The following is a 25,743-nucleotide window of genomic DNA, read 5'->3' on the forward strand; positions in this document are numbered from 1 at the left end:
CCTACGCTACGGTAGAAAGCGCCTGCCTCAAGCTGTGGCTGCTGCGGCAGACGCCAATCACACCTCCATCCTGATGAAAGGCGTCACCTTCCCTGATATTGATCGTCGGTGACGTGCTCCATCCAATCCACCACCTTGCCATCGAGGTGTTCGTGGATGGCGATATGGGTCATGGCAGTCGTCGGCGAAGCGCCGTGCCAGTGCCTTTCGCCCGGCTCGAACCAGACGACATCTCCCGGGCGGACTTCCTCAACCTGGCCGCCCTCCCGCTGGACGCGGCCGAGGCCTGCGGTGACGATCAGCGTCTGGCCGCGCGGATGGGTATGCCATGCGGTGCGGGCGCCGGGTTCGAAAGTCACGCTGCCGGCCGCGGCCCGGCGTGCCTCATTGGCAGCGAACAGCGGGTCGATGCGCACCGTGCCGGTGAACCAGTCAGACGGTCCTTTTCCCGAGGGCTGCGCGCCGTTCTTGTTAATGTCCATGATGACGTCCTTCCTTGACTTGAGCCGCGATCGCGCGACTGGTCGGCGCTAATTTAACGCCTGTTCCGCGAAACAGTAGTGGGTCGTCGATGCATAAACTTATGAGCGATGATGATAAATGTCTCTGCAGACAATGCCCGCGCAACACCAAGTTTTCGCTTCAGGAGGCGCAAGTGGCTCACCCCTGCACCCGCGCGCTAAATTGTCCCGCTACGCGGCTGAGCGGCAAATCGCCGTGCGTCCTACGACGCCATCAGCGCGCGAATACTGCGATCTGCCGATTGCAACAGCTCGAAAGCTTCGTAACGCCGTTCATGCAGCGCCTTGATCGCGCCAGCCGCCGGCTCGAACCTTTTCGCCAGCCGCGACATGGCTGCCATTGCCTCCACAAGAGAGCCGCAATGTCCGCCTGCCGTTGCGCCTAGCATGGCTGCGCCAAGAAGGACGGGCTCCTCCGTATCAGCGACGGCGACGGGCCGCCCTGTCGTATCTGCCAGCAGTTGACGCACGAGGCCGCTCTGGGCGGCACCGCCGCTCGCAATGATGAGATCACAGGCAATGCCATCCTGGGCCAGCTTTTCGAGCAACTGCTTGAGGCCATAGCCGATACCGCAGAGGCCGGCGACATAGAGGGCGACCAGATCGTCGATGCCGGTTTCCAGCCCGAGGCCGGAGATGACGGCGTGGGCATCCGGATCGGCATAGGGCGATCGGTTGCCAAGGAATTCGGGAACGACCTGGATGGATTGGGCAAGCTTCACGGCATCGGACGCGTTCTTACTTGCCTTCATGGCCTGCCGGTCGAGCCATGCGACCAGCGATAGGCCTTCCGCCTCGGCCTTCTGACGAGCCTCGCCAGCCGCCGGATGCATGGTGACGAGATGATCGATCGCAGCTCCTGCCGCAGATTGCCCGCCTTCGGTCAGCCAGAGGCCGGGCACCATGGCCGAATAATAGGGGCCCCAGACCCCATCGACGAATACAGCCCCTTCGCTCGATGCCATCGAGCAGGCCGAAGTGCCGAAGATGTAGGCGAGCCTGTTTCTGACATCAGCCTTGCCATCTTCTCCCTGCCCGCCCAGCGTTCCGACGCCGCCTGCATGGGCATCGATCAGCGATGCGCCGACCGGCGTACCGGTGGCAAGACCAAGATCCAGCGCGGCAGCCTCGTTCAAGCCCTCACCAAGTGCGGTGCCCGGCTCGACAATGTCGGTGCCGATCCGTACGAAACCTTCGTCGGCAAGTTCGCCGAGGCCAATATCCTTGAAATACTGCGCGTCCCAGCGCTTCTCATGGGCGAGATAAGTCCACTTGCATGTGACCGTGCATACCGATCTTTGCAGTGAGCCCGTCGCCCGCCAAGTCAGATAATCGGCGAGATCGAAGAAATGGTCCGTCGCGGCAAAGGATTGCGGCAGGTTTCGCTTCAGCCACAGGAGCTTCGGCGTTTCCATCTCGGGCGAGATGCGGCCACCGACATAGCGAAGCACGGCATGATTCCCGACATTGATCTCCGCCGCTTCGCCGGCGGCGCGATGGTCCATCCAGACGACAATATTGCGGTCGGCGTCTCCCGATGGTCCCACAGCCACTTGGCTGCCATCCGCCTTGACCGCGACCAGCGAGCATGTCGCGTCAAAGCCGATGCCGGCGACATCGACGGCCGCGATCTTCGCCGTGGCGACAGCCTCTTTGACGCTGTCGCAAACCGCCTTCCATATCTGCTCGCTCGACTGTTCGACGATGCTGCCGGCCTCGTGCCAGATGGTGATCGGCCGCTTGGCGGCAGCGAGCAGATGGCCATGCGCATCGAAAATTCCGGCCCGGGCGCTGCCGGTGCCGACGTCGATACCGATGAAATAAGGTGCCGTCATCAGAGATCCGTACTCAAGGGCAGGATCACCAGATCCCGGATTACGATGTTACGCGGTCTCGATAGCATGAAGACGACCGCTTCCGCCACTTCCGTCGCCTCCATGAGGCCGCCTGCGGCAATTGCCTCGTCGAGCTTTGCCTGCGGCCAATCACTGATCAATGCCGTCACAACCGGCCCTGGCGCCACGGCACCGACGCGGATGCCATGTTTGGCAACCTGGCGCCGAACCGTATGCGTGAATGCTTGGATGGCATGTTTTGATGCGGTGTAGATCGGCTCCCAGACCACCGGCACCAGACCGGCGATCGAGCTCGTCATGATGATATCGCCGGTCTTCCGTTCGATCATGTGCGGCAATACCATGCGGACCGAACGGAAGGCGGCGTTGATATTGAGATCCAGCATCCGGTCCCAGGCATTGGGATCACCTTCCGCAACCTCGCCGCCGATATAGGCGCCGGCATTGGCATGGAAGATGTCGAGCTTGCCGAACTTGCCGAGGATTTGCGGCATCATGGTCGCCACGCTCTCGGGGTTCAGGAGATCGACGACGACGGGAAAGGCATTCGGTCCCAGCTCAGCGCAGAGGCTTTTCAGGCTATCTTCCGCCCTGTCGACGAAGGCGACACTGGCGCCCTCGTTCAATAGCGATTTGGCGCATTCCAGGCCAATTCCTGACGCAGCCCCGGTGATGGCGGCGACCTTGCCGGCAAAATCCTGTCTCATAACAACCCTTACCTTTTTGAAGAAATCAGCCGCGCCCATGCGAGGCGCGGGAACGACGGGCGAGTGAGTCGACGATGACGGCAATGGCAAGAACCGCGCCTGTTATCATGTAGCGAAGCGCCGACGACAGATCGAGCATCGTGAGGCCGCTCGCAATCGACTGGATGACGATGATGCCAAGCAGTGCGGAATAGGCACTGCCACGGCCACCGAAGAGGCTGGTGCCGCCGATCACTGCCGCGGCAATCGCATTCAGATTGACGTCGCCGGTGCCAGCCTGCTGGCTGGCCGAAGCCAGGCGCGCTGCCGCCAGCACGCCACCAAGGGCTGCGAACATGGCGCAGAGAACGAAGGCGCTGGTATATATCCGCCGCACATTGATGCCGGCACGGCGCGCCGCCTCGCGATTGCCGCCGACGGCGGACATCGACCGGCCCCATTGCGTGCGCGTCAGCGCATAATTCATGACGATCGCCAGCACTACGAACAGGGCAAACATCCACGGAACGCCGCGGTCCTGATTGAGATAGAAGGCCACGAATTCCAAAGCCACGGTGATGGCGGCCGCCTTCGCCAGCAGGCCGCCGGCAGAAGGCGCCGATAGGTTCGCTTGTTTGCGCCGCCGCACGGTGCCCAAGCCGGTCACCAGCATCGCCACACCCGGAATGAGCGCCAAGACATAGGCGAGCGGGCGGGGAATGACGAGGAGCTGGCCAAAATTCACGATCGCCGAGCCATAGGGCAGATTTATGGAACCCGTCGCACCGAGCAGATAGAGCTGCATGCCCAGCACGGCGAGAAGACCCGCCAATGTGGCAACAAAGCTCGGCATGCCCAGCCGGTTGAACAATACGGCATAGATGGCACCGATCACGCCGCCGACGACGAGAGCCGCCAGAATCGCCAAGGCGACGGGCCAGCCCTCGTTCACCCAGAGCATGCCGACCATGGCCGAGGCGAAGCCGCTGATCGAGCCGACGGAAAGATCGATTTCGCCGACCATCAGTACGCAGACGATACCGAGCGAGATGATGCCGACGGTCGAGGCGTCGAACAGCAGATTGGCAAGATTGTTGCTGGAGAGGAACGTCGGGTTGAGCGTGCCGAACACCGTCCAGATGATGACGAGGCCGACGATGACGGGCAGCGAGCCGAGATCGCCGGAGCGAACCTTGTCGATCGACGAGCGGATCGTGGCCGCAAGGCCGGTGTCATGGTTGACGCGGACATCGCTGCGGTCGAGCAGCACGGCCGATTGCTTGCTGTCCTGGCTCATGGCTGGCCCCCTTCTCTTACTTCCTGCTGGGCCTGACGCCGCACTGCACGTCGCGACACGGCGTTTTCGGTTGCGCCGGTGATGGCGCTGACAAGCTCTTGATTTGAAGTGTCGGGATAGAAAATCCCGTTGTTGCGGCCGAGGCGCAGAACGACGATACGGTCGGCGACGGCGCGCACGTCCTCCATATTATGGCTGATCATGATCACGCCGAGCCCCTTGTCGCGGACGCGTTCGATGAGGTTCAACACCTCGGCGGTCTGTGCCACGCCAAGCGCCGCGGTCGGCTCGTCGAGCATGATGAGCTTCGGCTCCAGCAGCAGCGAGCGGGCGATCGCCACCGTCTGCCGCTGGCCGCCCGAAAGCGATGCGATCGGGATGCGAACGCTCGGGATTCGTGCGGCCAGCTCGTTGAGCAAGGTCCAGGCGCGAACCTCCATTGCTGTTTCGTCGAGCTTTATCGGGCTCAGTTCCCGGCCGAGAAAAATGTTGGCGACGACATCGAGATTTTCGCAAAGCGCCAGATCCTGAAAGACGGTGGCGATGCCGAGATCAAGCGCGGTTGCGGGGTCGCTAAGCGTGACCTGCTTGCCTCGGAATGTGATCGTGCCTGAACTCGGCTGGTGGACGCCGGCCAGAACCTTGACGAGCGTCGATTTGCCCGCGCCATTGTCGCCGACAAGTGCCACGACTTCGCCGGCATGCACATCGAGGTTGATATCCGTCAGTGCCGAGACGGCGCCGAAGTGTTTGGAGATCCCTTTGAGGCTGAGCACAAGCTCGCCATCCGGGGCTCTATGATCGGAAGCGTCACTCATGACTCGCCACCTTCTCGGGTTGAGATGCTATCGGATGCGTTTGGTTTCCGGCCGCCGAAGCGGCCGGGTTCAGAGAAAGAGCAGAACTCAGCTGCCGATGCCAAGCTTCTTGCAGCCGTCGGCATAGCGGTCGATGCAGAGCTGGTCCGACGTCTGGATCGGCTTGCCATTGACGGCCTTGTCGATGATCTCGGCCTTGAGGTTTTCAGACGTGACCAATGCTGGCGTGAAAAGCTTGGTCGGCGTATCGAAGAGCTTCGTGTCGGCCTTCGGTGCCGAGCCGGAGAGCAACTCGATCGCGACATTGGCTGCTGCAGCTGCCACGATCTCGCTCGGCTTGGAGATGGTATTATACTGGTCGCCGGAAATGATGAGCTGCAGGCCGGCGATGGTCGCGTCGTTACCCGTCACCGGTGGCACCGGATCGAAGCCGGCAGCCTTGAAGGCCGCGACGGCGGCACCACCCGTACCGTCATTGGCGGCGACGACGCCGAGGATCTTCTTGCCGAAACGGGTGATCTGGCCGCTTGCCCATTGCTGCGCCTTCGGCGGCGCCCATTCCGGCGTGTCGAATTCCGCCAGCACCGGATAGCCGCCTTCGGCGAGACCGGCATGGATACCCTTCTTGATCAGGCCGGCGGCAGCATCGGTCGGCGAACCGTTGATTTCAAGGAGACCGCCGTCGCCAGCCTTCACACCTTTCGCTTTCAGGTGATCGACCAGCGACTTGGCGATCATCTTGCCGATCTCTTCATTGTTGAACGAGACATAGTAGTCGGCAGCAGCCGACGGGATCGGACGGTCATAGGCTATGACCTTCACGCCCTGGCTCTGCGCGAGCTTCACCAGCGAGGCGGCGGCCGTCGAATCCACCGGATCGAGCACGATTGCCTTCGCGCCCTGCGAGATCGCCGAGTTGAACTGCTGCTGCTGACGCGAGGCGTCGCCGTTGGCATTCTGATAGATGACCTTGCAGCCGGCGCAGAGCTTCTTCATCTCGGCCTGGAAGCCAGGGAAATCATGCTCTTCATAGCGAGTGGAACTCTGATCGGGCATCAGGAAGGCCACGGTCGCGTCAGTCACCTTGGCGGATTGCGCAAAGGCGGAGGTGCCGGCCAGAAGGCCAGCGGCAAGCGCGGCTGCGCCGGCGATTTTCAGTGCGAAATGGTGCATTGGAATTTCTCCGTTCCAAATGGTAATGGTTTCCCTCGATCATCACGGCTGTCCGCACGCGATGCTCTTGTTTGATGCGTCGCCGGGAACGGTCGCCAGACCGAGGCGGCGGTAAATTTTGGACAAGCCTTCTCATTCGAGCGGCAAAAATGCCTGCCCGTTCGCTTGCCCTGAATTCTGTCTCTCCTCCCTGCCCTCCCTTTTGCTAGGCGGCCTCCACCGCGCGTGCGTGCTGTGCCAATAGCGATCTGAACCGGGAGGGCGCCATGCCCTTCTGATCCAGAAAACGCCGATTGAAGTTCGAGATATTGTTGAAGCCTGCTGCAAAGCAGATGTCGGTGATCGTCATCTCAGCCTTGCTCATCAGCAGATGACAGGCGAAGTTGACGCGCAGTCGATTGACGTATTGCACCAGCGCCATGCCGGTATGGCGGCGAAAGCTGCGCGAAAAGGCGCTCGGGCTCTGGCCGGTGAGGTCAGCAAGATCGCCTTCACTGAACGGCTCGGTCAGATGCGCATTGATGTAAGCCAGCGCCTGGTTGACGCCCGCTGACATGAAGCCGGAGGGGTCCGGCTGATAGCCGGCGCTCGCGAGCGTGCACGTACCCTGAGCATTGCTCATTGCACTGAGAACGCTCATGAAGCGTTCGATGCGGCGAATACCCGTCGCCTCGACCAGTTCACCGAGGATGGGACCAACGATAGCAGCGGTTTCAGGCGTGAAGAGTGCGCCTCGGCGGCTCGTTTCCAACATGGGCGCGCAAGCCGACAGCTCCGGAAAGACACGGCTCGCCTCCGCCAGGAAGGATTCGGAAAATTGCAGAACGCGGCAACGCAGGGGAAGCGTGACACCGGCCGGCACATCACTCACCCAGTTATGTGGCAGGTTGGGACCTGTCAGGACCAGATTGCCCGGTTCGAACTCACCGATGAAGTCGCCGATGAAATACTGGCCGGTCGTCGCCACCACATGATGGATCTCGTACTCGGGATGAAAGTGCCAGCGGACCGTGCGATAGGGATAGCCGTGTTCCCAGGCCTTGAAGGACTCGCCGCTGCCGATCGCAACCACTTCCAAATCGGGATTCATCAGCCAGCCTCCTTTCGCCCGTCCGCACGCTACTAGGGCTGCGGCGCCTCCTCCCAGAGGCCATAACGTCTTCTATGAGGCCAAATCTACGCCTTGCAGCACCCTGCCGCTACTACGCCTTGTACGCTCAACCAATACTTTTTTGACAAGAGGGGCGGCTTATTTGGTCGAATGTGCAGTGCGGGATGGGCACTGCGATGCGGAAGCATTGATATCCGGCGCAGAGCGCAGAGAGTTCGGCCTGGAACTGACGAGGACCTACAGCCGACGCACCGCTGGTCAGCCGCCAGTATCGGTCCGCTGGTTTCGTTATTTCTTCTTCCCTTGATCGTGATGCCACTTGATGGCGAAGAACATGCCCGTGCCTAACACGAGAACCTTGAACAGAATGAAGACTATAGGGAACCAATCCACCATTTTGAATATTTCCAGGCTATTACTTGACACTATCTATCGTGAGGAGCACCACCTCAAAACTGCTGCTTCAGCAGCTTCATTTTTTGTTCAAACCATCGTCGAATCCAACTTCGGTCATCACATTCCCATCCATACGGTATGAGTGGTGCCATCATCCATCTCGCCGCAGCCGTCATCAATTCAAGATGAATCCCCACAGACCTTAGCTCGCTGAGTGCGGCGCCCCGGTTTCCGGCAGGCGGACGAGCTTGCCTTCCTCGGCCTTGTAGAAATATTGGCTCGCAACCAACCAGCCTTTGAGCGGCCGCAACGGTGGAATGCAGGTCGCCAGCATGAACGGCCCCGTCACCAGGAACTGAACCCAGACCGGAGCGGAGAACGCAACCTCCAGCCAGACACCGAGCAGGACGCTTGGAATACAGGCAAAGCAGATGACGAAGAATGCGGGTCCATCGGCCGGATCGGCGAAGGAATAGTCCAAGCCACATGCCTCGCATTGTTTGCGCAAAGTCAGAAATCCATCGAACATGCGCCCCTGGCCGCAGCGCGGGCAACGGCAGCGAAGGCCGGTCTGCAACGGGCTTAGCGGAGGATAGTCGGTATCCATGGCGATCTCGCTTTCAAATGAAGACCATCGAAGATGCATTCAATGGTCATATTGCTTGCATTCAATATAGATACAATAGAAGCAATATGCGAGTCCATTCGCCAGAATGACGCAGCAGATTAAGACCAGATGTGTCGATGCAGAAATGCAGTCATTATGCATACAATATGAGCGCCGAACGTCGTAGCACCTAGAAGACGGAGGCGGCCATCTCCGGTGGGCCTTCCAGCGCATGCGCCATGAAGTCCAGAGCACCTTTCAGCCTGTCGCGGCCAATAGGCCCACCGAGGCAAATCCGGACGGCCTCGGGTGCAGGACCCTCGACGGTAAAGGCGTCGCTTGCCACGACGCCAATGCCCGAATTGCGTACATGGTTGGAGAAGGTAGATCGGGTCCAGCCATCGGTCAGCGGCAGCCAAATATTGAAGCTGATCGGATCGGCCTGATAGCTGCCGGCTGGAAATGCGCTTGCGACCATCGACTGCCGCACCGCAGCCTCCGTCCTTATGAAACGCAGGATAGCATCGGCCGTGCCATCTTCAATCCAGCGCGTCGCCAGCGCCATAGTAACGGGCGACGCCATAACATTGCCGGTCCGCATGGCGCTGACGAATGGCCAGACCGCCTTGCCTTCCGGCACAACCGTACAGGCGAGACGGAGGCCTGCTCCGATGCATTTGGCAAGGCCTCCAATATGCCAGGTCAGATCCGGAGCGATCGCCGCAATCGGCTGCGGCCCATGCGAAGGAATAAATCCATAGGCATCGTCCTCCACGATGGGCACCTGATATCGACGTGCAACCGCGGCAATCTCCCGTCGACGCCCCTCCGGAATGGTCAATGTCAGTGGATTTTGCAGTGTCGGATTGAGGTAAAGCGCCTTCGGGCGCGTCTTTTCACAGGCCGCGGCAAAGGCATCCGGCAAAATGCCCTGCTCGTCCATCGCCAGGCCGACAAGATTGAGACGCAGTTGCGCGGCGATCGAACGCATGCCGGCATAGGTGACATTTTCGGAAAGCACCACGTCACCCGGCCTTGCGAGCAAGCCGAAAATCGCAAGCAACGTCGGATGCGCTCCTGGCGTGATGAAAATACGCTCCGGCGGCGGCGTCAGACCGCGGCGACCGAGCCAGACGGCGGCGGCCTCCCTGTCCATGCCCGAGCCGCCAAAATCCTGATAGCGCAGCAGCGAAACGAGATTGGCCGCCACGGCCGACATACCTTCGCGCATACGGGCGATGATCTCCGGATCCGTGACATCAGGTGGCAAATTCATCGAGAAGTCGACTGCCGATGCGCGGCGCGGATCGGGCGTCAGATCGGAAACGAAACCGCCGCGCTCCGCGCCAGTGCTACCGGTCACGAAGGTACCGCGACCGACATGCGAGTCCACCAGCCCGCGCTTCTGGGCTTCGACATAGCCCCGCGCCACCGTGGTGAAATCGACACCGAGGCGTTTGGCAAGCTCGCGCTGCGGCGGCAGCCTGTCGCCGGCAACCAGGACGCCGCTGCGCAAATCCATCTCGATCAAGTCGGCGATGGCGATATAGCGGGGATTTGCGGAACGGCTGAGGTCGGGATGCCAGTTCTTCATTTCAATGCTCCGGAATCGGGATCGGACGGGAATGAAACCTATCCAACATTGATGGTATATTGTTGCACACCGCTCAAGTCATATAAAATGCCATCTGCAGTTTGATCACGGCACGACCATTTTCCGCGGCAGAGGTCGCGCTGGCGAAAATTGAATGCAGCCAATCCGGGATTGATTGTCCTAATCTGAGAGCTTGAACAAGACGACACGCCGGGGAAAAGCGGCGTGTCGTATTCTCAAGCAAGGCCGGCAGCAGAAATCATTTCCCCTGCTTGCGGGCAGCCTTCTCTTTGGCTTGATCGTCGACGAGCTCGTACCACATGGCATTGAGGACGGCGAAAGCCGCGGCCAGCGGGAAACCGAGGAGCCAGGCGAAGTACCACATGCGAAATCTCCTTGAAGGTTAGTAGGCGTGGCCGCCCTTGTCGTTGACCATCTCCGCATCGACCTTGCCCCATAGCACCCGATAGACCCAGGCGGTGTAGGCGATCACGATCGGCAGGAAGATGATGGTGACGACGAGCATGATGAACAGAGTCATGTGACTGGACGACGCATCCCACACCGTCAGGCTGGACCGCGGGTCCAAGGACGATGGCAGGATGAAGGGAAACATCGACAAACCCACCGTCGAGATGATGCCGAAGATGGCGAGCTTGCTGGACAGCAGCACTGCAATCTCACGCCGGCCCAGCGTGGCGAGCAAGGCCGTTGCCGCGCCGACAAAGCCGAGAACCGGCGCGATCACCATCCAGGGATGCGCGCCATAATTGACAAGCCAGGCCCCATGGCTGTGCTCGGCCGTCTTCAACAGCGGATTGGAAGGTCCGGCCGTGTCGATGGCGCTGGAAATACGGTAGCCGTCGATCCCCATCCAGAGAATGAGACCGCCAAGGGCAAAGAGCGCGATCACGATGAGCGCGGCAAGGCTGCCATAGCGACGGGCACGCTCCGCAACGATCCCTTCGGCCTTGACCTGGAGCCAGGCCGCGCCGTGCATGACCAGCATGGCAACCGATAGAAGGCCGCAGAGAAGCGCATAAGGGTTCAGCAGCGCGAAGAAGGATCCTTCGTAATAGATGCGCATGTCGTCGTCGAAGCGGAACGGCACGCCCTGCAGCACATTGCCGACCGCCACGCCGAAGATCAGCGAGGGAACGAAACCGCCGATGAACAGCGCCCAGTCCCAGCCGGCCTTCCATGCAGCGCTATCGCGCTTGGAGCGATATTTGAACGCCACAGGCCGCAGGATCAGCGCGAACAGGATGGCAAACATGGCGAGATAGAAGCCTGAGAAGGCGACCGCATAGAGCGGCGGCCAGGCGGCGAAGATGGCGCCGCCGCCGAGGATCAGCCAGACCTGATTGCCTTCCCAGGTCGGGCCGATCGAGTTGATGGCGATGCGGCGCTCCGTATCCGTCTTGGCGACAAAGGGAAGAAGCGTGCCGACGCCGAGGTCGAAACCATCGGTCACGGCAAAGCCGATCAGCAGCACGCCGAGCAGCAGCCACCAGATGATGCGCAGGGTCTCGTAGTCGATCAATTCATGCAGGATCATGGTAGTCACTCCGCAGCCGGAACGAGGTTTTCGGAAATCAGCTTGGCCTCGGGCTCTTCGTCCGGTCCCGGCCCCTTGCGGATCGCCTTGATCATCAGCGTCATCTCGATGACGATGAGGGCGGTGTAGAGTGTCGCAAAGCCGAGAATGGTCAGGAGCACGGTGCCGGCGCCGAGATTGGAGACGGCCGCCGCCGTCGGCAGCACGCCTTCAATGACCCAAGGCTGGCGACCGAATTCGGCAACCACCCAGCCGAGCTCGATCGCGACCCAGGGCAGCGGGATCGCAAGGACAGCAATCCTGAGCAGCAGAGGATATCGGTCAAGCTTCCGCCGCGCCGAGAGCCAGAAGAACACCGTCATCAGCAGGATGAAGAACATGCCGAGCCCGACCATGGTCCGGAAGGACCAGAAGAGCGTCGGCACATGCGGAATGGTGTCGCGCGCGGCCTGTGCGATCTGCTCTTCGGTCGCCTGACGTGGATCGTTGACATAGCGCTTGAGCAGCAGCGCATAGCCGAGCTGATGGCCGATATCCTCGAAAGAGGAGCGCGCCTCGGCGGCGACATCCTGTGACGTCGAGTTGGGCGCTGCCTGCTTTGCCGCGCGGATCTTCGTCAGCGCATCATAGGCCTTGATACCCTGGCGGATATTGTCCTTGGCTTCCGCTTCGAGCTTGTCGATGCCGGGGATCTCGGTCGTCAGCGACCGGGTGCCGATCAGGCCCATGACCCATGGAATATGCACGGCATAATGGGTTTCGCGCGCCTGCTGATCCGGGAAGCCGAAGGCGGTGAAGGCGGCCGGCGCCGGCTCGGTCTTCCACATGCCCTCGATCGCGGCGAGCTTCATTTTCTGATGTTCCGTCGTCAGGTAGCCGCTCTCGTCGCCGAGCACGACCACAGACAGCGCCGAGGCGAGGCCGAAGGAGGCTGCAACCGTCATCGACCGCTTCGCCAGCTCGACGCTACGGCCCTTGAGAAGATACCAGGCAGAGACGCCGAGAACGAAGACGGAGGCACAGACGTAGCCGGCAGAAACGGTATGGACGAATTTCGCCTGTGCCACCGGGTTGAAGACGACATCGAAGAAGCTGACGATCTCCATGCGCGTGGTCTGCGGGTTGAGCGCCGAACCCACCGGGTTCTGCATCCAGCCATTGGCGATCAGGATCCAGAGCGCCGAGAAGTTCGAGCCGAGCGCAACCGCCCAGGTGGCGACCAGATGCCCGACCTTCGACAGCCGATCCCAGCCGAAGAAGAACAGGCCGACGAAAGTCGCCTCCAGGAAGAAGGCCATCAGACCTTCGATCGCCAGGGGCGCGCCGAAAATATCGCCGACATAATAGCTGTAGTAGCTCCAGTTCATGCCGAACTGGAATTCCATCACAAGGCCGGTGGCGACCCCGAGGACGAAATTGATGCCGAAGAGCGTCCCCCAGAACTTCGTCATTTGCCGCCATATCTGGCGGCCGGTCATGACATAGGTCGTTTCCATGATGGCAAGCAGCACGGACAGGCCGAGCGTCAGCGGCACGAACAAGAAATGATACAGCGCCGTCATGGCAAACTGCAGGCGCGACAGCGCCACGATATCGAGTTCCATAGTCTTTCTCCCACCCCTACGGTGTGTCTGACGGGAATGCGGCGCCATTCGACGCGCCGCGGGCATGCTGCTCACTCCTCAGTCGGGCCGAAGCCGATCGAGGAGCATTTCGAATTCAAGAGTGCCGCGCAGCGTGTCGGCGACGATGCTACCGCCGTCGAGAAGCAAGATACGGTCGGCCAAAGCGGCCTCGCGACGGATATGGGTGGCTATGACAAGGCTGCGTCCGCCTGCTGCCAACGCCAGCCTTTCGAGCACGGCGCGGGCGGTATCCGCATCGAGGCCTTCCGTCGGCTCGTCGAGCAGCCACAGCGGCGTGTCGCGCAACAGCAGCCTCGCGAGCGCCAAACGGCGTAATTGGCCGCCGGACAGACCAGCTCCGCCCTCGCCAAGCCGCGTCGAAAGACCGTGCGGCAAGCCTTCGATGTCATGGACGAGCCCAGCGGTCGCCAACGCCTCGCGCAAGCGATTATCGTCTGCGTCCGGCGCTGCCAGCTGCAGGTTGCCGCGCACCGTGTCTTGAAACAGCTCGCTGCGCTGCGTCAGCCTTGCAGCCGGCAGACAGGCGGCCGATCCATCCGCTGTGGCGATTTCACCGGCCAGCAGCGCAAGCAATGTCGATTTTCCGACGCCGCTAGGGCCGACGACAGCCAACCGCCCGCCAACGGCCAGCGAGAAGGACAGGCCTTGCAGGATCGACCGCGTGTCATCTTCATATCCCGCAAAGGCATTCGTAAGCTGGAAGGCATAGCCGGCATCCGGTCTGGCAATTACCCGCACCGCAGCATCGGGCTTCAGCCGGGGCGCAATGCGCCTGGCCGCCAGCAGAGTTCGCCCAAATTCCAGCGTCCCACGTCGCATCGCAGCGAATGGTTCCGTGGCGGCGAAGGCGACAAGCAACGCGAAGGCTGCCGCGGGTGCACCGATCGTTCCCTGTTTGGTGAGCCAGGCGACGATCAACAAAGTGGTGGTCAGCAGCAATGTGGAAGCCAGCGAGAAGCCGGCCGCGGCGATGCTGTCTATTCTATTCAGGTCATCATCCGCCTGCGCCAGGCGTCTATCCGCTTCGGCAACGGCCCTCCGCTGCGCCCGCAACTGGCCGACCATTGCCAGTTCCGTCTGGCCGGCAACGAGATCGATACTCCTGGCCCGCAGGGCCTCCATCGCATGGGCACGCCGCCGCCCCGGCTTCAAAGCCATTCGTCCGGCGACAAACGAAAGACCAACGCAGATGACCACGAGCCACAATCCGGCAAGGCCGCCAAGGATCGGGTTGATAAAACTAAGTGCGATGGTGACGGCAAAGGCCGCCAGGACGGCGACGACGGCCGGCACCAGTACACGCAGGTAAAGCGAATCGAGCGCATCAACGTCGTTCGTCAGCCGAAACAGCAGCTTTGCCGGCCGGCGGATCATCATCGCGGCGGCGGCAGGCTCCGCCCAGCCGCGAAACAGCCGTTCGCGCAGCGCCGCGAGCACCTTGAGCGTCGCATCATGGGTAACGATCCTTTCGCCATAGCGAGCCGCCGTGCGCCCGATCGCAAACAGGCGTATGCCTGCAGAAGGAACAAAGACGTCGAAGACTATAGCGCTTGCAGCCGTCAGGCCGGCAAAGGCCGAAGCGGTGATAAACCAGCCGGACAGCCCGAGCAAACCGCCGCCGGCCAGCATCGCCAAGGCCGAAAGACCGGCGCCGAGCGCAAGGCTTGCTCCACGCTCGATCCAAAACAGCTTGATCACCGGAAGAAGCGTTTTCAGCGAACCCCTCATGCCGCCGCTCTCCGGGTCGGGGCATCCAGGCGGACGATGCGGTCCAGGCGTCCGGCCAGCACGGGATCATGCGTTGCGACGATGAGGATGCGTCCCTTGGCGAGTGCAAGCAGCGCATCCGTTACGGCAGATGCGGTCTGTGCATCGAGATGGGCGGTCGGTTCGTCCGCGAGAATGATGTCGGCCTGTTCATCGACCATCATTCGGGCCAGCGCCAAACGCAGCGCTTCGCCGCCGGAAAGGCCAAGCCCGCCTTCCCCGACCGCCGCCACCCGCTCGGACGTAAAAAACTGATCGAGCGCAACGCTGCCAAGCGCGCCGGCAACCGTATTACTGTCGATGCCGCTGCGCCCGAGCGCAACGTTGCGCTTGACGCTGCCGGCAAAGACATGCGGCGACTGGCCGATCCAGGCCATGCGGCGGCGTAGGCCATCCGCCGTGTCATCGCGCAGCGGCATGCCGCCGATACGCACCACGCCCGCCTCGTGCCGCGCCAATCCGGCTATCAGCGACAGGATGGTCGTCTTGCCGCAACCGCTGGCACCCCAAAGCGCTACGTGCTCTCCCGGCGCGACCGAAAGATCGAGATGATCGACGACGGGTTTGCGCTCCAGCCCGTGGCGGAAAACGAGACCCTCGATCTCGATCGAAGCAGGACCAGCCGACGGGCATGGCTTCGCATCGCCGCCACCGAGAATGGTGTTTTGCGCCGCCGCAAGCTCCTTCAGCGCCGCAAGTGCGGCCTCGCCGGAAGCGCGGTCATGCCAAACGGCCGACAATTCGCGCAGTGGTTCGAAGAAGGCGGGAGCGAGCAAAAGGATGAAGAGCCCCTGGGGAAGCGTCAAACGGCCCTCCCAGGTGCCGACCTCGATCGATCCGAGCAGGCTGAAGCCCACATAGACGGCCGTGGCGGCGACGCCGAGGGCGGCAAAGAATTCGAGCACGGCCGACGAGAGAAAGGCGATCCTCAGCACGGCCATGGTGCGAAACCGCAGCGACTCGGCGTCCGCCCGCAGCCGCAGCACCGTCGCATCAACCGCATCGAGCGCGCGGATGGTCGCAAGGCCGCGCAGCCGGTCGAGCAGGAAGGCGTTGATACCGCCTGTTTCTGCGAGATGCTTTTCGCTGGCTTCCTTGGCACGCCATCCGATCAGCGCCATGAAAATCGGGATTAGCGGTGCGCAGAAAGCCAGAACCAACGCCGCGACCCAGGAAATCGGCAGGATGCACAGGAGCATGACCAGCGGCACCACGCTTGCCTTCATCCGGGCAGGACGGAAGCGTGCGAGATAGGGAACGATCGCCTCGGCCTGTTCCCCCAGCACGCTTGCTGCCAAGCCGGAGGCCGACCTGCCGCTATCGATGGGAGAGCGCTTGGCGAGCACCGCTGTCGCGGCGGAGCGATGCACACTCAGTTCCCGCCGAGCCGCATGAAACGCCAGGCGGCCGCCTGCGGCATCCAGGGCCGCGCGGAGAATGCCGAGAGCCGCAACGATCGCGGCGGCGACGGCGACATCGGCCAGCCCCCCGCCATTGCTGATCGCACCTACGCCGATTGCCAGCATGGCGGCCTGGCCGATCCACATCAGAGAGGAAAGACAGAGGATAGCCGACGCAAGACCCAAACCCGCATTTCGTCCGGCGGGCCGGCGAGACGCGGCCTGGCGAGCATCTGCGCCTTGCGACGTGCTCGATCCCAGAACCTCACGTCGCTCCAACATCCCGTCGCTGGCGGAGGAAGCACTCACCTTGGCCCATCCTTTCCAATTCGCGTCATCAAGGAAGGCCCGTCGGTGGATGGACGCTGAATGATCTGCATCGCAGATACATCTATCCCGCGCCGAACCTGGAACACACTTGCCGCAATCGACCGCACCGGAGCGCTAATATGACCGGCTTTTCACCTCTTGTCAGCGACAAGAATAGCATAGCCGGCCTCGCCGAAGGGTTGATTTCTTCGCAAGCTATTCGCGACATGGTTCTATGCACATTGTGCGCTGCGCAAAAGCACACAGGATGTCGCAGGCACGTCCAAAACCATGGCAGATTGACGCAGACGCCCATAGTCGGGCCTCTAAAGTGCCAATTCTACCCAGCTATGGGGTCGATGCGCCGATCGCTTCGATGATCAAATTGCTTTTGCGTCGCAACATTTTCCACCATTCAAGTGCCTTGCCTTGCGCTTGGCTAGACTCTCTACGCATGGCTCGCACCGCTGATCCGGGCGGGGATCGCCGAATCGCTCCCCCACGGCCATAATTGTCGTCGAGGTACGGTGGGCGGCGGCAAGCGCCAGTCAAGCCAGTTTCGAGCGCCCATGGCTTATGTCACGCAAGCGACGAAACTTGACGGGCAGACGCGTTGTCGAAGTGCCGGACAGACGTATACTTGTGTATACTTGCCCGGACAAATACAGCCTGAGATCGTAACCGGACGTGGCAGATTGTGCGGGCATTGACGGGCTTAAGGAGATTGAGATGTATGACAGGATTATATGTGCGATCGGATTAGGATCCCGCGAGCGCGCCGAGCATTTGCTGCGCACCTCCCACGCGCTCCTGACGCCCGGCGGCGAACTGAGCGTGGTGCACGTTATCGAACTTTTTCCGTCCGGACACGCCAACCCGGATGAGCGGGCCGTATCCATGATCGGCGAGGCAGAGGAAAAGCTCGAAGCGCTGTGCAGGCGTCTCGGCATCGACGCCACTATCGATGTGCGGAACGGCACCGCATCGAAAACCCTCCTGCTTGTCGCCAAGGAGAAGAAGGCGGACCTGATCGTGCTGGCAACACACGCTTCGGATATCTTCGATCGGATTTTCGGCTCGACGACGGAATATGTCATTCGGCATGCGGAATGTTCCGTTCTCGTCGATCGGGCGGAAAGATCGATCGCGGCGGACAAGAAGTAGCAAGGAGCACAATGAGCCGAGCGCCGTCTGGGCGCTTGCTTTGCCATGCGAGAATGCTACATATCCGCCTCCATCCCGCCTTCAAGACGAGTTGAATGACCGAATCCGCCATTACCTGGGGTATCGCCGGGCTGACTGCCCTAGGTGTCGTCGCGCGCCCGTTCCGATGGCCGGAAGCGGTCTGGGCCGTTTTCGGAGCAGCTCTTCTGCTTGCCTTCCGGCTGATCGGCCCCGCTGATATCTGGGCGGGCATATCCAAAGGCTTCGATGTCTATCTGTTCCTCATCGGCATGATGCTTCTGTCGGAGCTTGCCCGCAAGGAGGGCCTGTTCGACTGGGTGGCGGCAATCGCCACTTCTCACGCCAAGGGATCGCCTCGCCGGCTGTTTCTGCTCGTCTATATCGTCGGCGTAGTGGTGACGGTGTTTCTGTCGAACGACGCCACGGCCGTCGTTCTCACCCCGGCCGTCTATGCGGCTTGCCGCGCAGCCAGGGTCAAGGACCCAATGCCCTATCTGCTGGTCTGCGCTTTTATCGCCAATGCCGCCAGTTTCGTGCTGCCGATCTCCAACCCGGCGAACCTGGTGATTTTCGCCGGCGGTGAAATGCCGGCGCTGTCCCGCTGGATGGCAACGTTCCTGCTGCCTTCGATCGTTTCGATCGTTGTCACCTTCGCTTGCCTCTATTGGACGCAAAGACATGCGCTCGCGAAAGACACGATCGCGCGCAATGTCGAAGAGCCCGCCCTTTCGCACAGCGCCAAGCTCGCTGGATGGGGACTTCTAGTGACGGCGCTGATCCTGATCGGCGCGTCGGCCATGCATCTGGATCTCGGCATCCCGACCTTCGCCGCGGGCGTTTTCACGACCATCATCGTCCTTGCGCTGACACGGCAAAGCCCGATCGAAACCATGCGCGGCATAAGCTGGAGCGTATTGCCGCTGGTCGCCGGCCTGTTCGTCATCGTCGAAGCAGTCAATCACACCGGTTTCACCGCTCTTTTATCCGAGCGGCTGGCGTTGCTGGCCGCCCACTCGCAAATGCAGGCGGTCGGAGTGTCCGGACTTTCGGTCGCGATCGTCTCCAACCTCGTCAACAACCTGCCGGCCGGCCTCTTCGCCGGCAGCGCGGTACAGGCGGCGCATGTTCCCGATGCCGTTGCCGGGGCCGTGCTGATCGGCGTCGATCTCGGCCCCAACCTCTCCGTCACCGGTTCGCTCGCCACCATTCTATGGCTTGCCGCCCTGCGCCGCGAAGGTCTGCATATGGGCGCCTGGGCCTTCCTGAAACTCGGCGCCGTTGTCATGCTCCCGGCGCTGATCCTCTCGCTGGCGGCCCTTTCGCTGACATAGCGAGAAAGAACGACCGCCTTGTAGACGACCGGTCGATTATTTGTTATCGGACGGCCATGGCGACCAGAAAGAAATCCGATCTGACACGCACCCATATCCTCGAGATCGGGCGAGAGCTCGTGCTGCGCAAGGGTTTCGGCGGCGTTGGGCTCAAGGAACTGCTCGAACAAAGTGCCGTTCCGAAAGGATCTTTCTATTATTATTTTGCTTCCAAGGAGGCGTTCGGCTGCGCCCTGCTCAAGGAATATTGCGCCGACTACGCACAACGCCTCGATACGCTTTTCGGCTGGAAGGGAACCGGCCGGCAGCGGTTGATGCATTACTGGAACGCATGGCTTGCCGACGGCAATGCCAGCAGTCTTGCCGATCGATGCCTCGTGGTGAAACTCGCCGCCGAAATCTCCGACCTTTCCGAAAGCATGCGCGTCATCCTGCTCGGCGGTGTCGACGATCTCCTTCGGCGCATTGCCACCACCCTGACCGAGGGTCGCGAAGACGGCTCGATCGCCCCTTCCTGCGTCCCGGAGAAGATGGCCCGCTCGCTCTACAGCCTTTGGCTCGGCGCGGCGATCCTCGCCAAACTTGGAAAAGACAAGACACCGCTCGATCAAGCCATGTTTGCCACCGAGCAGGCCCTTTCCGCCCCCGGCAGCCTTTGAGCAAAGCCAGCACAAGCACATCAAACACGCAAGGAAACCATGATGCGTAGCGCCATTCACGAAGTCTTCGGCGACCCGGCTGCAGTTCTTCGTCTTGCCGAGATGCCTTTGCCGCAGCCGGTCGCCGGACAGGTGCGGATCCGCACGATTCTGTCGCCCATCCACAATCACGACCTCTGGACCGTCCGTGGCGCCTATGGCTACAAGCCGGTCCTGCCGGCGATCGGCGGCAGCGAGGCGGTCGGGATCGTCGATGCCGCCGGCGCTGGCGTCGATAGCGCGCTCATCGGCAAACGCGTCGTTGCAGCCGGCGTTCACGGCACCTGGGCCGAACAGTTCATCGCGCCCGCTGCAAGCCTCGTTCCCGTGCCCGATGCGATCACCGACGAAGCCGCAGCACAGCTTATCGCCATGCCGTTCAGTGCCATTGCGCTCCTCGAATTCCTCAATGTCGAGAAGGGCGACTGGATCATCCAGAACGCAGCGAACGGCGCCGTCGGCAAGACCCTTGCCATGCTCGCGCATAGCCGCGGCGTGCATGCGATCAATCTCGTACGGCGCGACGCCGGCGTCGAGGAACTGGCTGTATTTGGCATCGAAAACGCCGTCTCGACGGCATCCCCGGATTGGAAGGCCAAAGTGCGTGCCTTGGTTGACGACGCTCCGATCCGGGCTGCCGTCGATTCCGTTGGGGGCGTCGCAAGCAACGACCTTGCCGACCTTCTGGGCGAAAACGGGCTTCTGGTCTCCTTTGGCACTGCGGCCGGCAAGCCGATGCAGATCGCGTCGGGCTCGGTCATTTTCAAGCAGCTCACCATCAAGGGCTTCTGGGGCAGCAAGATCAGCGCCGCCATGCCCACCGAGGAGCGGCGGCGGCTGATCGGCGAACTCATCACGCGCGTTGCCTCCGGCGACGTCAAGCTGCCGGTGGAAGCGGCCTATGACATGACGGAGATCGCCCAGGCGGTAAAATCCTCGCTGGCACCCGGCAAGGCAGGCAAGGTGCTGCTGAAGCCGTAATCGATACCGACACGCGCCCTATCAGGGGCCGCCTCCGCCGCAGGCGCCAGGCGGTCCAAGGCGCGTGCCTCCAAAGTGTTTTGCCGACCCGGCACGCATATGGCTGCACTGGCGTCCGCGTTCTTTAGATCCTGATCAGACTTTTGCTTTATCAAGCACAAATCTGCCTCATCAGTTCGGAGCGATATCGGTGGACGCCGTGACATTGGAAGAAGTTAACCGCCAAATCCGCAACGGATTTCGGTTCCTTCGTTTCCAGCCGGCGATCGAAAAGCTCTTCCTGCAGGATTATGCGGCAAACCGGGTGAGACTGGCGCCGATCTGGGCCGTGGTCGGCACGCTGATCTACGATCTGGTCTATTTCGGCGACCGTACCATGATGGCGAATGTCTTTTCACAGCTATTGCTGGTTCGTTTTGGAATCTTTACCCCCTTCGCGCTGTTTAGCGTCGTGGCATTGAAACGCTGGCCGAGTGCGTTCAATTACGATCTTCTCGCAATCTGCGTGGCTGTGCTCGGCGTCTCCCTGCCCATGTCGGTCGCCATGCACAGCGGCAGCCCGTATCTTTTCGTCTACCAGAACGGCAATGTCGCGGCCTTTCTGTTCTTCGTCATCGCGCTCAGCCCTCGCTTCCCTACGATTCTCATCGGGCTCGTCTTGATGTGCGCCGTACAGTTCACGACCACGAAGCTCAGCGGCGCCTTCGACGATGTCGTCTATACCGGCATCATCACCTTCTATGTCACGCTCACGATCTTTCTGGTCCTCAGCGCCTATTTTGCGGAACATAAGGACCGGCTGAACTTCCTCAACCAGCTTCGTGGCACCCTGCTGCATACCCAGCTGGAGCAGAAGTCGGAACGGGACGAGCTCACCGGCCTCTTCAATCGCCACTCCCTCGACCGCGTGCGCTCGTCGATCTGGCGTGCGAATGGCGAAGTTGCGTCGGTTGCCGTCATCATGCTCGATATCGACAGATTCAAACTGTTCAACGATGTCCATGGGCATGTCGAGGGCGACGAATGCATTCGCGCCGTTTGCCAGTGCATCTCCCGGGAGATCGGAGCCAATGGGACATCCTTCCGCTTTGGCGGTGAGGAAATCCTCGTCTTGCTGCCCGATACCAATTGCGAAGTGGCCTTCGCCATCGCCGAAAGAACGCGGCGCTCCATCGAAGCCCTCGCAATTCGCCATCGCGGCCTCGACGGTCATGTCACGGCCAGCCTTGGCGTAACATGCGGCAAGCCCTCGCAAGACACGCTCGAGGATCTCCTGAAGAGCGCCGACGCCGCGCTTTACGAGGCGAAACGGGTCGGACGAAACACGGTGACCGTGGGTCGCGCCTCCACGAGACAGCTGCAATGCGAAGCCGGAATGCCAGGGTAGCATAGGGTTTCATCGAACTGCCGCCACTTGTGAGCGCGATCCGCAAAAATCTGCAAAACTGCTCTTGTCCCTCTAGTGGCTAGAGGATGTAGCAATGGCTCCGACATCGAAATCGGAACCTGAACATGACTTCGACAACACAACAGAGCCGCTATCGCGTTGAGGGCATGGACTGCGCGTCCTGCGCTGCGAAGATCGACACAGCCGTTCGCCGCCTGCAGGGGGTCGAAGACGTCTCCGTCTCGGTCACTGCTGGCACGATGACGGTCAAGCACCAGGGCGACGAAGCCCTCGCCCCGGCCATCGCCAAGCGCGTTACAGGATTGGGCTATAAAGTCATTCCGCTTCCGCAAAGCAGCGCACCGATAGCCAAGACCGAAGACGAAAGCCATGCCTGCGGCTGCGGTCACGACCATCATGATCATTCGTCGCATGACCATGACCACGAAGGGCACGACCATGACAATGGATCCGGCGGTCATCGACACGATCATGCAGGGCATAGCCACAAGGCGCAGGTCGAAGTCGTCGCCGGTCTCCATGGTCACGATCACGGACCGACCAGCGGTCCATGGTGGAAATCTGCCAAGGGTCGCCTGACCATCGCCAGCGGTGTGGCCGTTGCAGCGGCCTGGGCTATCGGCAAGATGGTCCCGGAACTGGATGCCTGGATCTTCACCGTCGCCATGCTGGTCGGCCTTATTCCGATTGCCCGGCGCGCATTCATGGCCGCAATTGCCGGAACGCCTTTCTCGATCGAGATGCTGATGACGGTAGCCGCGATCGGCGCCGTCATCATCGGCGCCAGCGAAGAGGCAGCGGCCGTCGTCTTTCTGTTCCTGATCGGCGAGCTGCTGGAAGGTGTCGCGGCGAGCAAGGCGCGGGCCAGCATTCAATCGCTGACCGACCTGGTGCCGAAGACGGCTCTTGTCGAAAAAGACGGCAAGATCAGTGAGGTGCAGGCAGAGAGCCTGCCGGTCGGCGCCATCATTCTCGTGCGCCCTGGTGATCGTATCTCTGCCGATGGCGTGATCGCGTCCGGCGAAAGCGCGATCGACGAAGCACCCGTCACCGGCGAGAGCACGCCCGTTCGCAAGGGCGCCGGCTCTGTCGTCTTTGCAGGCACCGTCAACGGCGATGCGGCGCTGCGCGTCCGTGTCACGGCCGCAGCCGCCGACAACACAATCGCACGCGTCGTCAAGCTGGTGGAGGAGGCGCAGGAATCGAAGGCGCCGACCGAGCGCTTCATCGACCGCTTCTCGCGCTATTATACACCCGGCGTCGTGGTGGTTGGCGCGCTCGTCGCCATCATCCCTCCGCTGTTTCTGGGCGGCGCCTGGGGCGAATGGGTCTATAAGGGTCTGGCGATCCTGCTAATCGGCTGCCCCTGCGCCCTGGTCATTTCGACGCCGGCGGCAATCGCGGCCTCCCTGTCTTCTGGCGCCAGACGCGGCCTGCTACTCAAGGGTGGAGCCGTACTGGAAAATATCGGCAAGGTGACGGCTGTTGCTTTCGACAAGACGGGCACGCTGACGGAAGGCAAGCCCAAGGTCACCGATCTCGTCGGCCTCGGCACGGCTGATGCTGAAGTGCTGCGCCTGGCAGCAGCCCTTGAAACCGGCTCCAGCCATCCCCTCGCCCGAGCGATCCTCGATCGCGCTTCTGCAGATGGTATCGAAGTCCCATCGATCCTCGATGCGAAGGCGATCGGCGGCAAGGGCGTCAGCGGCACGGTCGATGGCCTTGAAGTTTTCTTCGGCTCGCCGCAGGCCGCAGCCGACAAGGTTTCGCTTGCGCCGGAACAGTCCGCACGGATCGCTGCGCTCAACGACGAGGGAAAGACGGTTTCCGTTCTTCTCGCCAAGGGAAGCGTTGCCGGGCTGCTGGCAATGCGCGACGAACCGCGCGCCGATACTGCGGCGGGCCTGAAGGCGCTCACGGATGCCGGCATCAAGACGATCATGCTGACCGGCGACAACAAGCGGACCGCGCAAGCGATCGGCAAGACCCTCGGCATCGAGGTTCGGGCGGAATTGCTGCCCGAGGATAAGCAGCGCATCGTCGGCGAGTTGAAACGCCAAGGCCTTCGCGTCGCCAAGGTCGGCGACGGCATCAACGATGCGCCTGCACTGGCCGCCGCCGATGTCGGGATCGCCATGGGCGGCGGAACGGATGTTGCACTCGAAACTGCTGACGCCGCGGTGCTGCATGGCCGTGTCGGCGACGTCATCGAAATGATCGACCTTTCGAAACGGACGATGAGCAATATCGGCCAGAACATCACGATCGCGCTCGGCCTCAAAGGCGTCTTCCTGGTCACCACCATCATCGGCATCACCGGCCTCTGGCCTGCGATCCTTGCCGATACCGGAGCAACCGTGCTGGTCACCATGAACGCCCTGCGCCTGCTCGGCGGCAAGCGCCGGCAGATAGCGGCCTGAAGACAGAAGAGAGACCACCAGCGGGCGCCGAACGATATTCGGCGCCCGTTGCTATGTCGGTTGAATGCGATGTACCGTCCGCTTCAGCTCGTTCTTACGGAAAGATAGCGACGCGGTGACAAACCAAATGCCTTTTTGAACATCGCAATGAAGCTGCTCGCGCTCGCATAGCCCAGGCTTTCGGCCACCTCGATGATCGTGCTACCGGCGGTCAGATGTTCGAGCGCAAGCAGCAATCGCGCCTGCTGCCGCCAATTTGCGAAGGACATGCCGGCTTCCGCATGGAACAGACGCCGCGCCGATCGCTCGGAAATGCCGGCCTGCTGTGCCAGCGCATGAAATGTCTGCTCGCACGCAGGATCCCGCAGCACGGTCTCGGCGATACGAAGGACGCGCCGGTCGGCCGGCATGGGCAGATGCAGACTCTCGGTCGGCGCTGCGCGAACCTCATCCAGCAAAACGGCCGCAAGACGGCGCTGTTGCGGCGAGAGCTTCTCCTCCCAACGCCAGGTCGTCGCTCTGCGCACGAGTGCGCGCAACACATCGCTGACACTCAGTACGCATGGGCTTTTCGGCAGGCTGGCACTGGCATCCGGGGTCAGGAAGATGCCCCAGCCGCTCAGCACGCCATTGATGCTCGCCTTGTGCATCACATTGGGCGGAAGCCAGCCGGCCCGCTGCGGCGGCAACAGCCAGGAGCCCTCCGGCGTGCGCATATGCACAAGGCCGCTCTCGATGCAGAAGAGCTGCCCGCGCGCATGGGAATGCCAATCATACTCCTGCGTCCCGAGGCGAAAGGCGCTGCCGGGTTCATCCGACCCCCAAAAGGCGATGAGGGGCGGTCCGTCGGCGCGATCGTCGAAGTCTTCGAGGTCCATAGTCGTTTGGCCGCTTTGCGATATTCTTCGTCCGAATGTCGTTATCACGTCCGGGTGCCCCTGCGCTATCGTTCCGCTCGGTTTTGAAATCGGCAACAGGGCA

At 61.6% G+C, this 25,743-nt stretch carries 21 protein-coding genes; 6 read left to right on the forward strand and 15 right to left on the reverse strand.

Features of this window, described 5'->3' with window-relative positions; translation table 11 throughout:
- Positions 1-83: 83 nt before the first annotated feature.
- The 14 genes from RHSP_RS09180 to cydD form a co-directional block, all read right to left on the reverse strand.
- Positions 84-482, reverse strand: coding sequence for a (R)-mandelonitrile lyase (locus RHSP_RS09180; RefSeq protein ID WP_004115273.1), 399 nt, complete (start codon positions 480-482; stop codon positions 84-86).
- A 242-nt stretch (positions 483-724) separates the two neighbouring features.
- On the reverse strand, positions 725-2,356 hold the full coding sequence (locus tag RHSP_RS09185; RefSeq protein ID WP_004115274.1) for an FGGY-family carbohydrate kinase: 1,632 nt from the start codon (positions 2,354-2,356) through the stop codon (positions 725-727).
- Positions 2,356-3,084: an SDR family oxidoreductase gene (locus tag RHSP_RS09190; RefSeq protein ID WP_004115275.1), complete on the reverse strand. Its 729-nt coding sequence runs from the start codon at positions 3,082-3,084 to the stop codon at positions 2,356-2,358. Before RHSP_RS09190 ends, RHSP_RS09185 begins: the two co-directional genes overlap by 1 nt.
- 25 nt (positions 3,085-3,109) lie before the next feature.
- Entirely contained in the window at positions 3,110-4,360 is a 1,251-nt protein-coding gene (locus tag RHSP_RS09195; RefSeq protein ID WP_004115277.1) for a sugar ABC transporter permease, read from the reverse strand.
- Entirely contained in the window at positions 4,357-5,178 is an 822-nt protein-coding gene (locus RHSP_RS09200; RefSeq protein ID WP_037150766.1) for an ATP-binding cassette domain-containing protein, read from the reverse strand. Before RHSP_RS09200 ends, RHSP_RS09195 begins: the two co-directional genes overlap by 4 nt.
- 87 nt (positions 5,179-5,265) lie before the next feature.
- Entirely contained in the window at positions 5,266-6,351 is a 1,086-nt protein-coding gene (locus RHSP_RS09205) for an ABC transporter substrate-binding protein (RefSeq protein ID WP_037150769.1), read from the reverse strand.
- Positions 6,352-6,556: 205 nt separating this feature from the next.
- Positions 6,557-7,441 (reverse strand): AraC family transcriptional regulator, encoded by an 885-nt coding sequence (locus RHSP_RS09210; protein WP_004115285.1) that lies wholly within the window; start codon positions 7,439-7,441, stop codon positions 6,557-6,559.
- A 619-nt stretch (positions 7,442-8,060) separates the two neighbouring features.
- The gene (locus RHSP_RS09215; protein ID WP_004115288.1) at positions 8,061-8,465 is read right to left on the reverse strand and encodes a DUF983 domain-containing protein; all 405 of its coding nucleotides are present in this window, start codon (positions 8,463-8,465) and stop codon (positions 8,061-8,063) included.
- 190 nt (positions 8,466-8,655) lie between these two features.
- The gene (locus RHSP_RS09220; protein ID WP_004115290.1) at positions 8,656-10,059 is read right to left on the reverse strand and encodes an aminotransferase-like domain-containing protein; all 1,404 of its coding nucleotides are present in this window, start codon (positions 10,057-10,059) and stop codon (positions 8,656-8,658) included.
- A gap of 259 nt (positions 10,060-10,318) precedes the next feature.
- Positions 10,319-10,444 (reverse strand): cytochrome bd-I oxidase subunit CydX, encoded by a 126-nt coding sequence (cydX, locus tag RHSP_RS33530; protein ID WP_004115294.1) that lies wholly within the window; start codon positions 10,442-10,444, stop codon positions 10,319-10,321.
- Between the two features lie 18 nt (positions 10,445-10,462).
- Entirely contained in the window at positions 10,463-11,617 is a 1,155-nt protein-coding gene (gene cydB, locus RHSP_RS09230; protein WP_004115296.1) for a cytochrome d ubiquinol oxidase subunit II, read from the reverse strand.
- Positions 11,618-11,622: 5 nt separating this feature from the next.
- Positions 11,623-13,221 carry a cytochrome ubiquinol oxidase subunit I gene (locus RHSP_RS09235; protein ID WP_037150773.1) on the reverse strand — a complete coding sequence of 533 codons (1,599 nt, stop codon included), beginning with the start codon at positions 13,219-13,221 and terminating at the stop codon, positions 11,623-11,625.
- A 78-nt stretch (positions 13,222-13,299) separates the two neighbouring features.
- The gene (gene cydC, locus RHSP_RS09240; protein WP_004115301.1) at positions 13,300-14,991 is read right to left on the reverse strand and encodes a thiol reductant ABC exporter subunit CydC; all 1,692 of its coding nucleotides are present in this window, start codon (positions 14,989-14,991) and stop codon (positions 13,300-13,302) included.
- A complete protein-coding gene (cydD, locus tag RHSP_RS09245; RefSeq protein WP_081615304.1) occupies positions 14,988-16,712 on the reverse strand; it encodes a thiol reductant ABC exporter subunit CydD in 1,725 nt (574 codons plus the stop codon). Before cydD ends, cydC begins: the two co-directional genes overlap by 4 nt.
- Positions 16,713-17,468: 756 nt before the next feature.
- Between cydD and RHSP_RS09250 the strand changes: the two genes are divergently transcribed.
- From RHSP_RS09250 to RHSP_RS09275, 6 genes are all read left to right on the forward strand, one after another.
- Positions 17,469-17,903, forward strand: a complete 435-nt coding sequence (locus RHSP_RS09250) for a universal stress protein (protein WP_004115305.1) — start codon at positions 17,469-17,471, stop codon at positions 17,901-17,903.
- Positions 17,904-17,998: 95 nt separating this feature from the next.
- Entirely contained in the window at positions 17,999-19,255 is a 1,257-nt protein-coding gene (locus tag RHSP_RS09255) for an arsenic transporter (RefSeq protein WP_004115307.1), read from the forward strand.
- Positions 19,256-19,311: 56 nt separating this feature from the next.
- On the forward strand, positions 19,312-19,914 hold the full coding sequence (locus RHSP_RS09260) for a TetR/AcrR family transcriptional regulator (RefSeq protein WP_037150775.1): 603 nt from the start codon (positions 19,312-19,314) through the stop codon (positions 19,912-19,914).
- 42 nt (positions 19,915-19,956) lie between these two features.
- Positions 19,957-20,934, forward strand: a complete 978-nt coding sequence (locus tag RHSP_RS09265; protein WP_004115310.1) for a zinc-binding dehydrogenase — start codon at positions 19,957-19,959, stop codon at positions 20,932-20,934.
- Between the two features lie 190 nt (positions 20,935-21,124).
- Positions 21,125-22,321 (forward strand): GGDEF domain-containing protein, encoded by a 1,197-nt coding sequence (locus RHSP_RS09270; RefSeq protein ID WP_004115312.1) that lies wholly within the window; start codon positions 21,125-21,127, stop codon positions 22,319-22,321.
- Between the two features lie 125 nt (positions 22,322-22,446).
- Positions 22,447-24,762, forward strand: coding sequence for a heavy metal translocating P-type ATPase (locus tag RHSP_RS09275; RefSeq protein ID WP_004115313.1), 2,316 nt, complete (start codon positions 22,447-22,449; stop codon positions 24,760-24,762).
- An 83-nt stretch (positions 24,763-24,845) separates the two neighbouring features.
- On the opposite strand, the gene RHSP_RS09280 is transcribed toward RHSP_RS09275, so the two are convergent.
- The gene (locus RHSP_RS09280; protein ID WP_004115315.1) at positions 24,846-25,640 is read right to left on the reverse strand and encodes an AraC family transcriptional regulator; all 795 of its coding nucleotides are present in this window, start codon (positions 25,638-25,640) and stop codon (positions 24,846-24,848) included.
- Positions 25,641-25,743 lie beyond the last annotated feature (103 nt).

Origin of the sequence: Rhizobium freirei PRF 81 (assembly GCF_000359745.1) — a bacterium.
Classification (GTDB): domain Bacteria; phylum Pseudomonadota; class Alphaproteobacteria; order Rhizobiales; family Rhizobiaceae; genus Rhizobium; species Rhizobium freirei.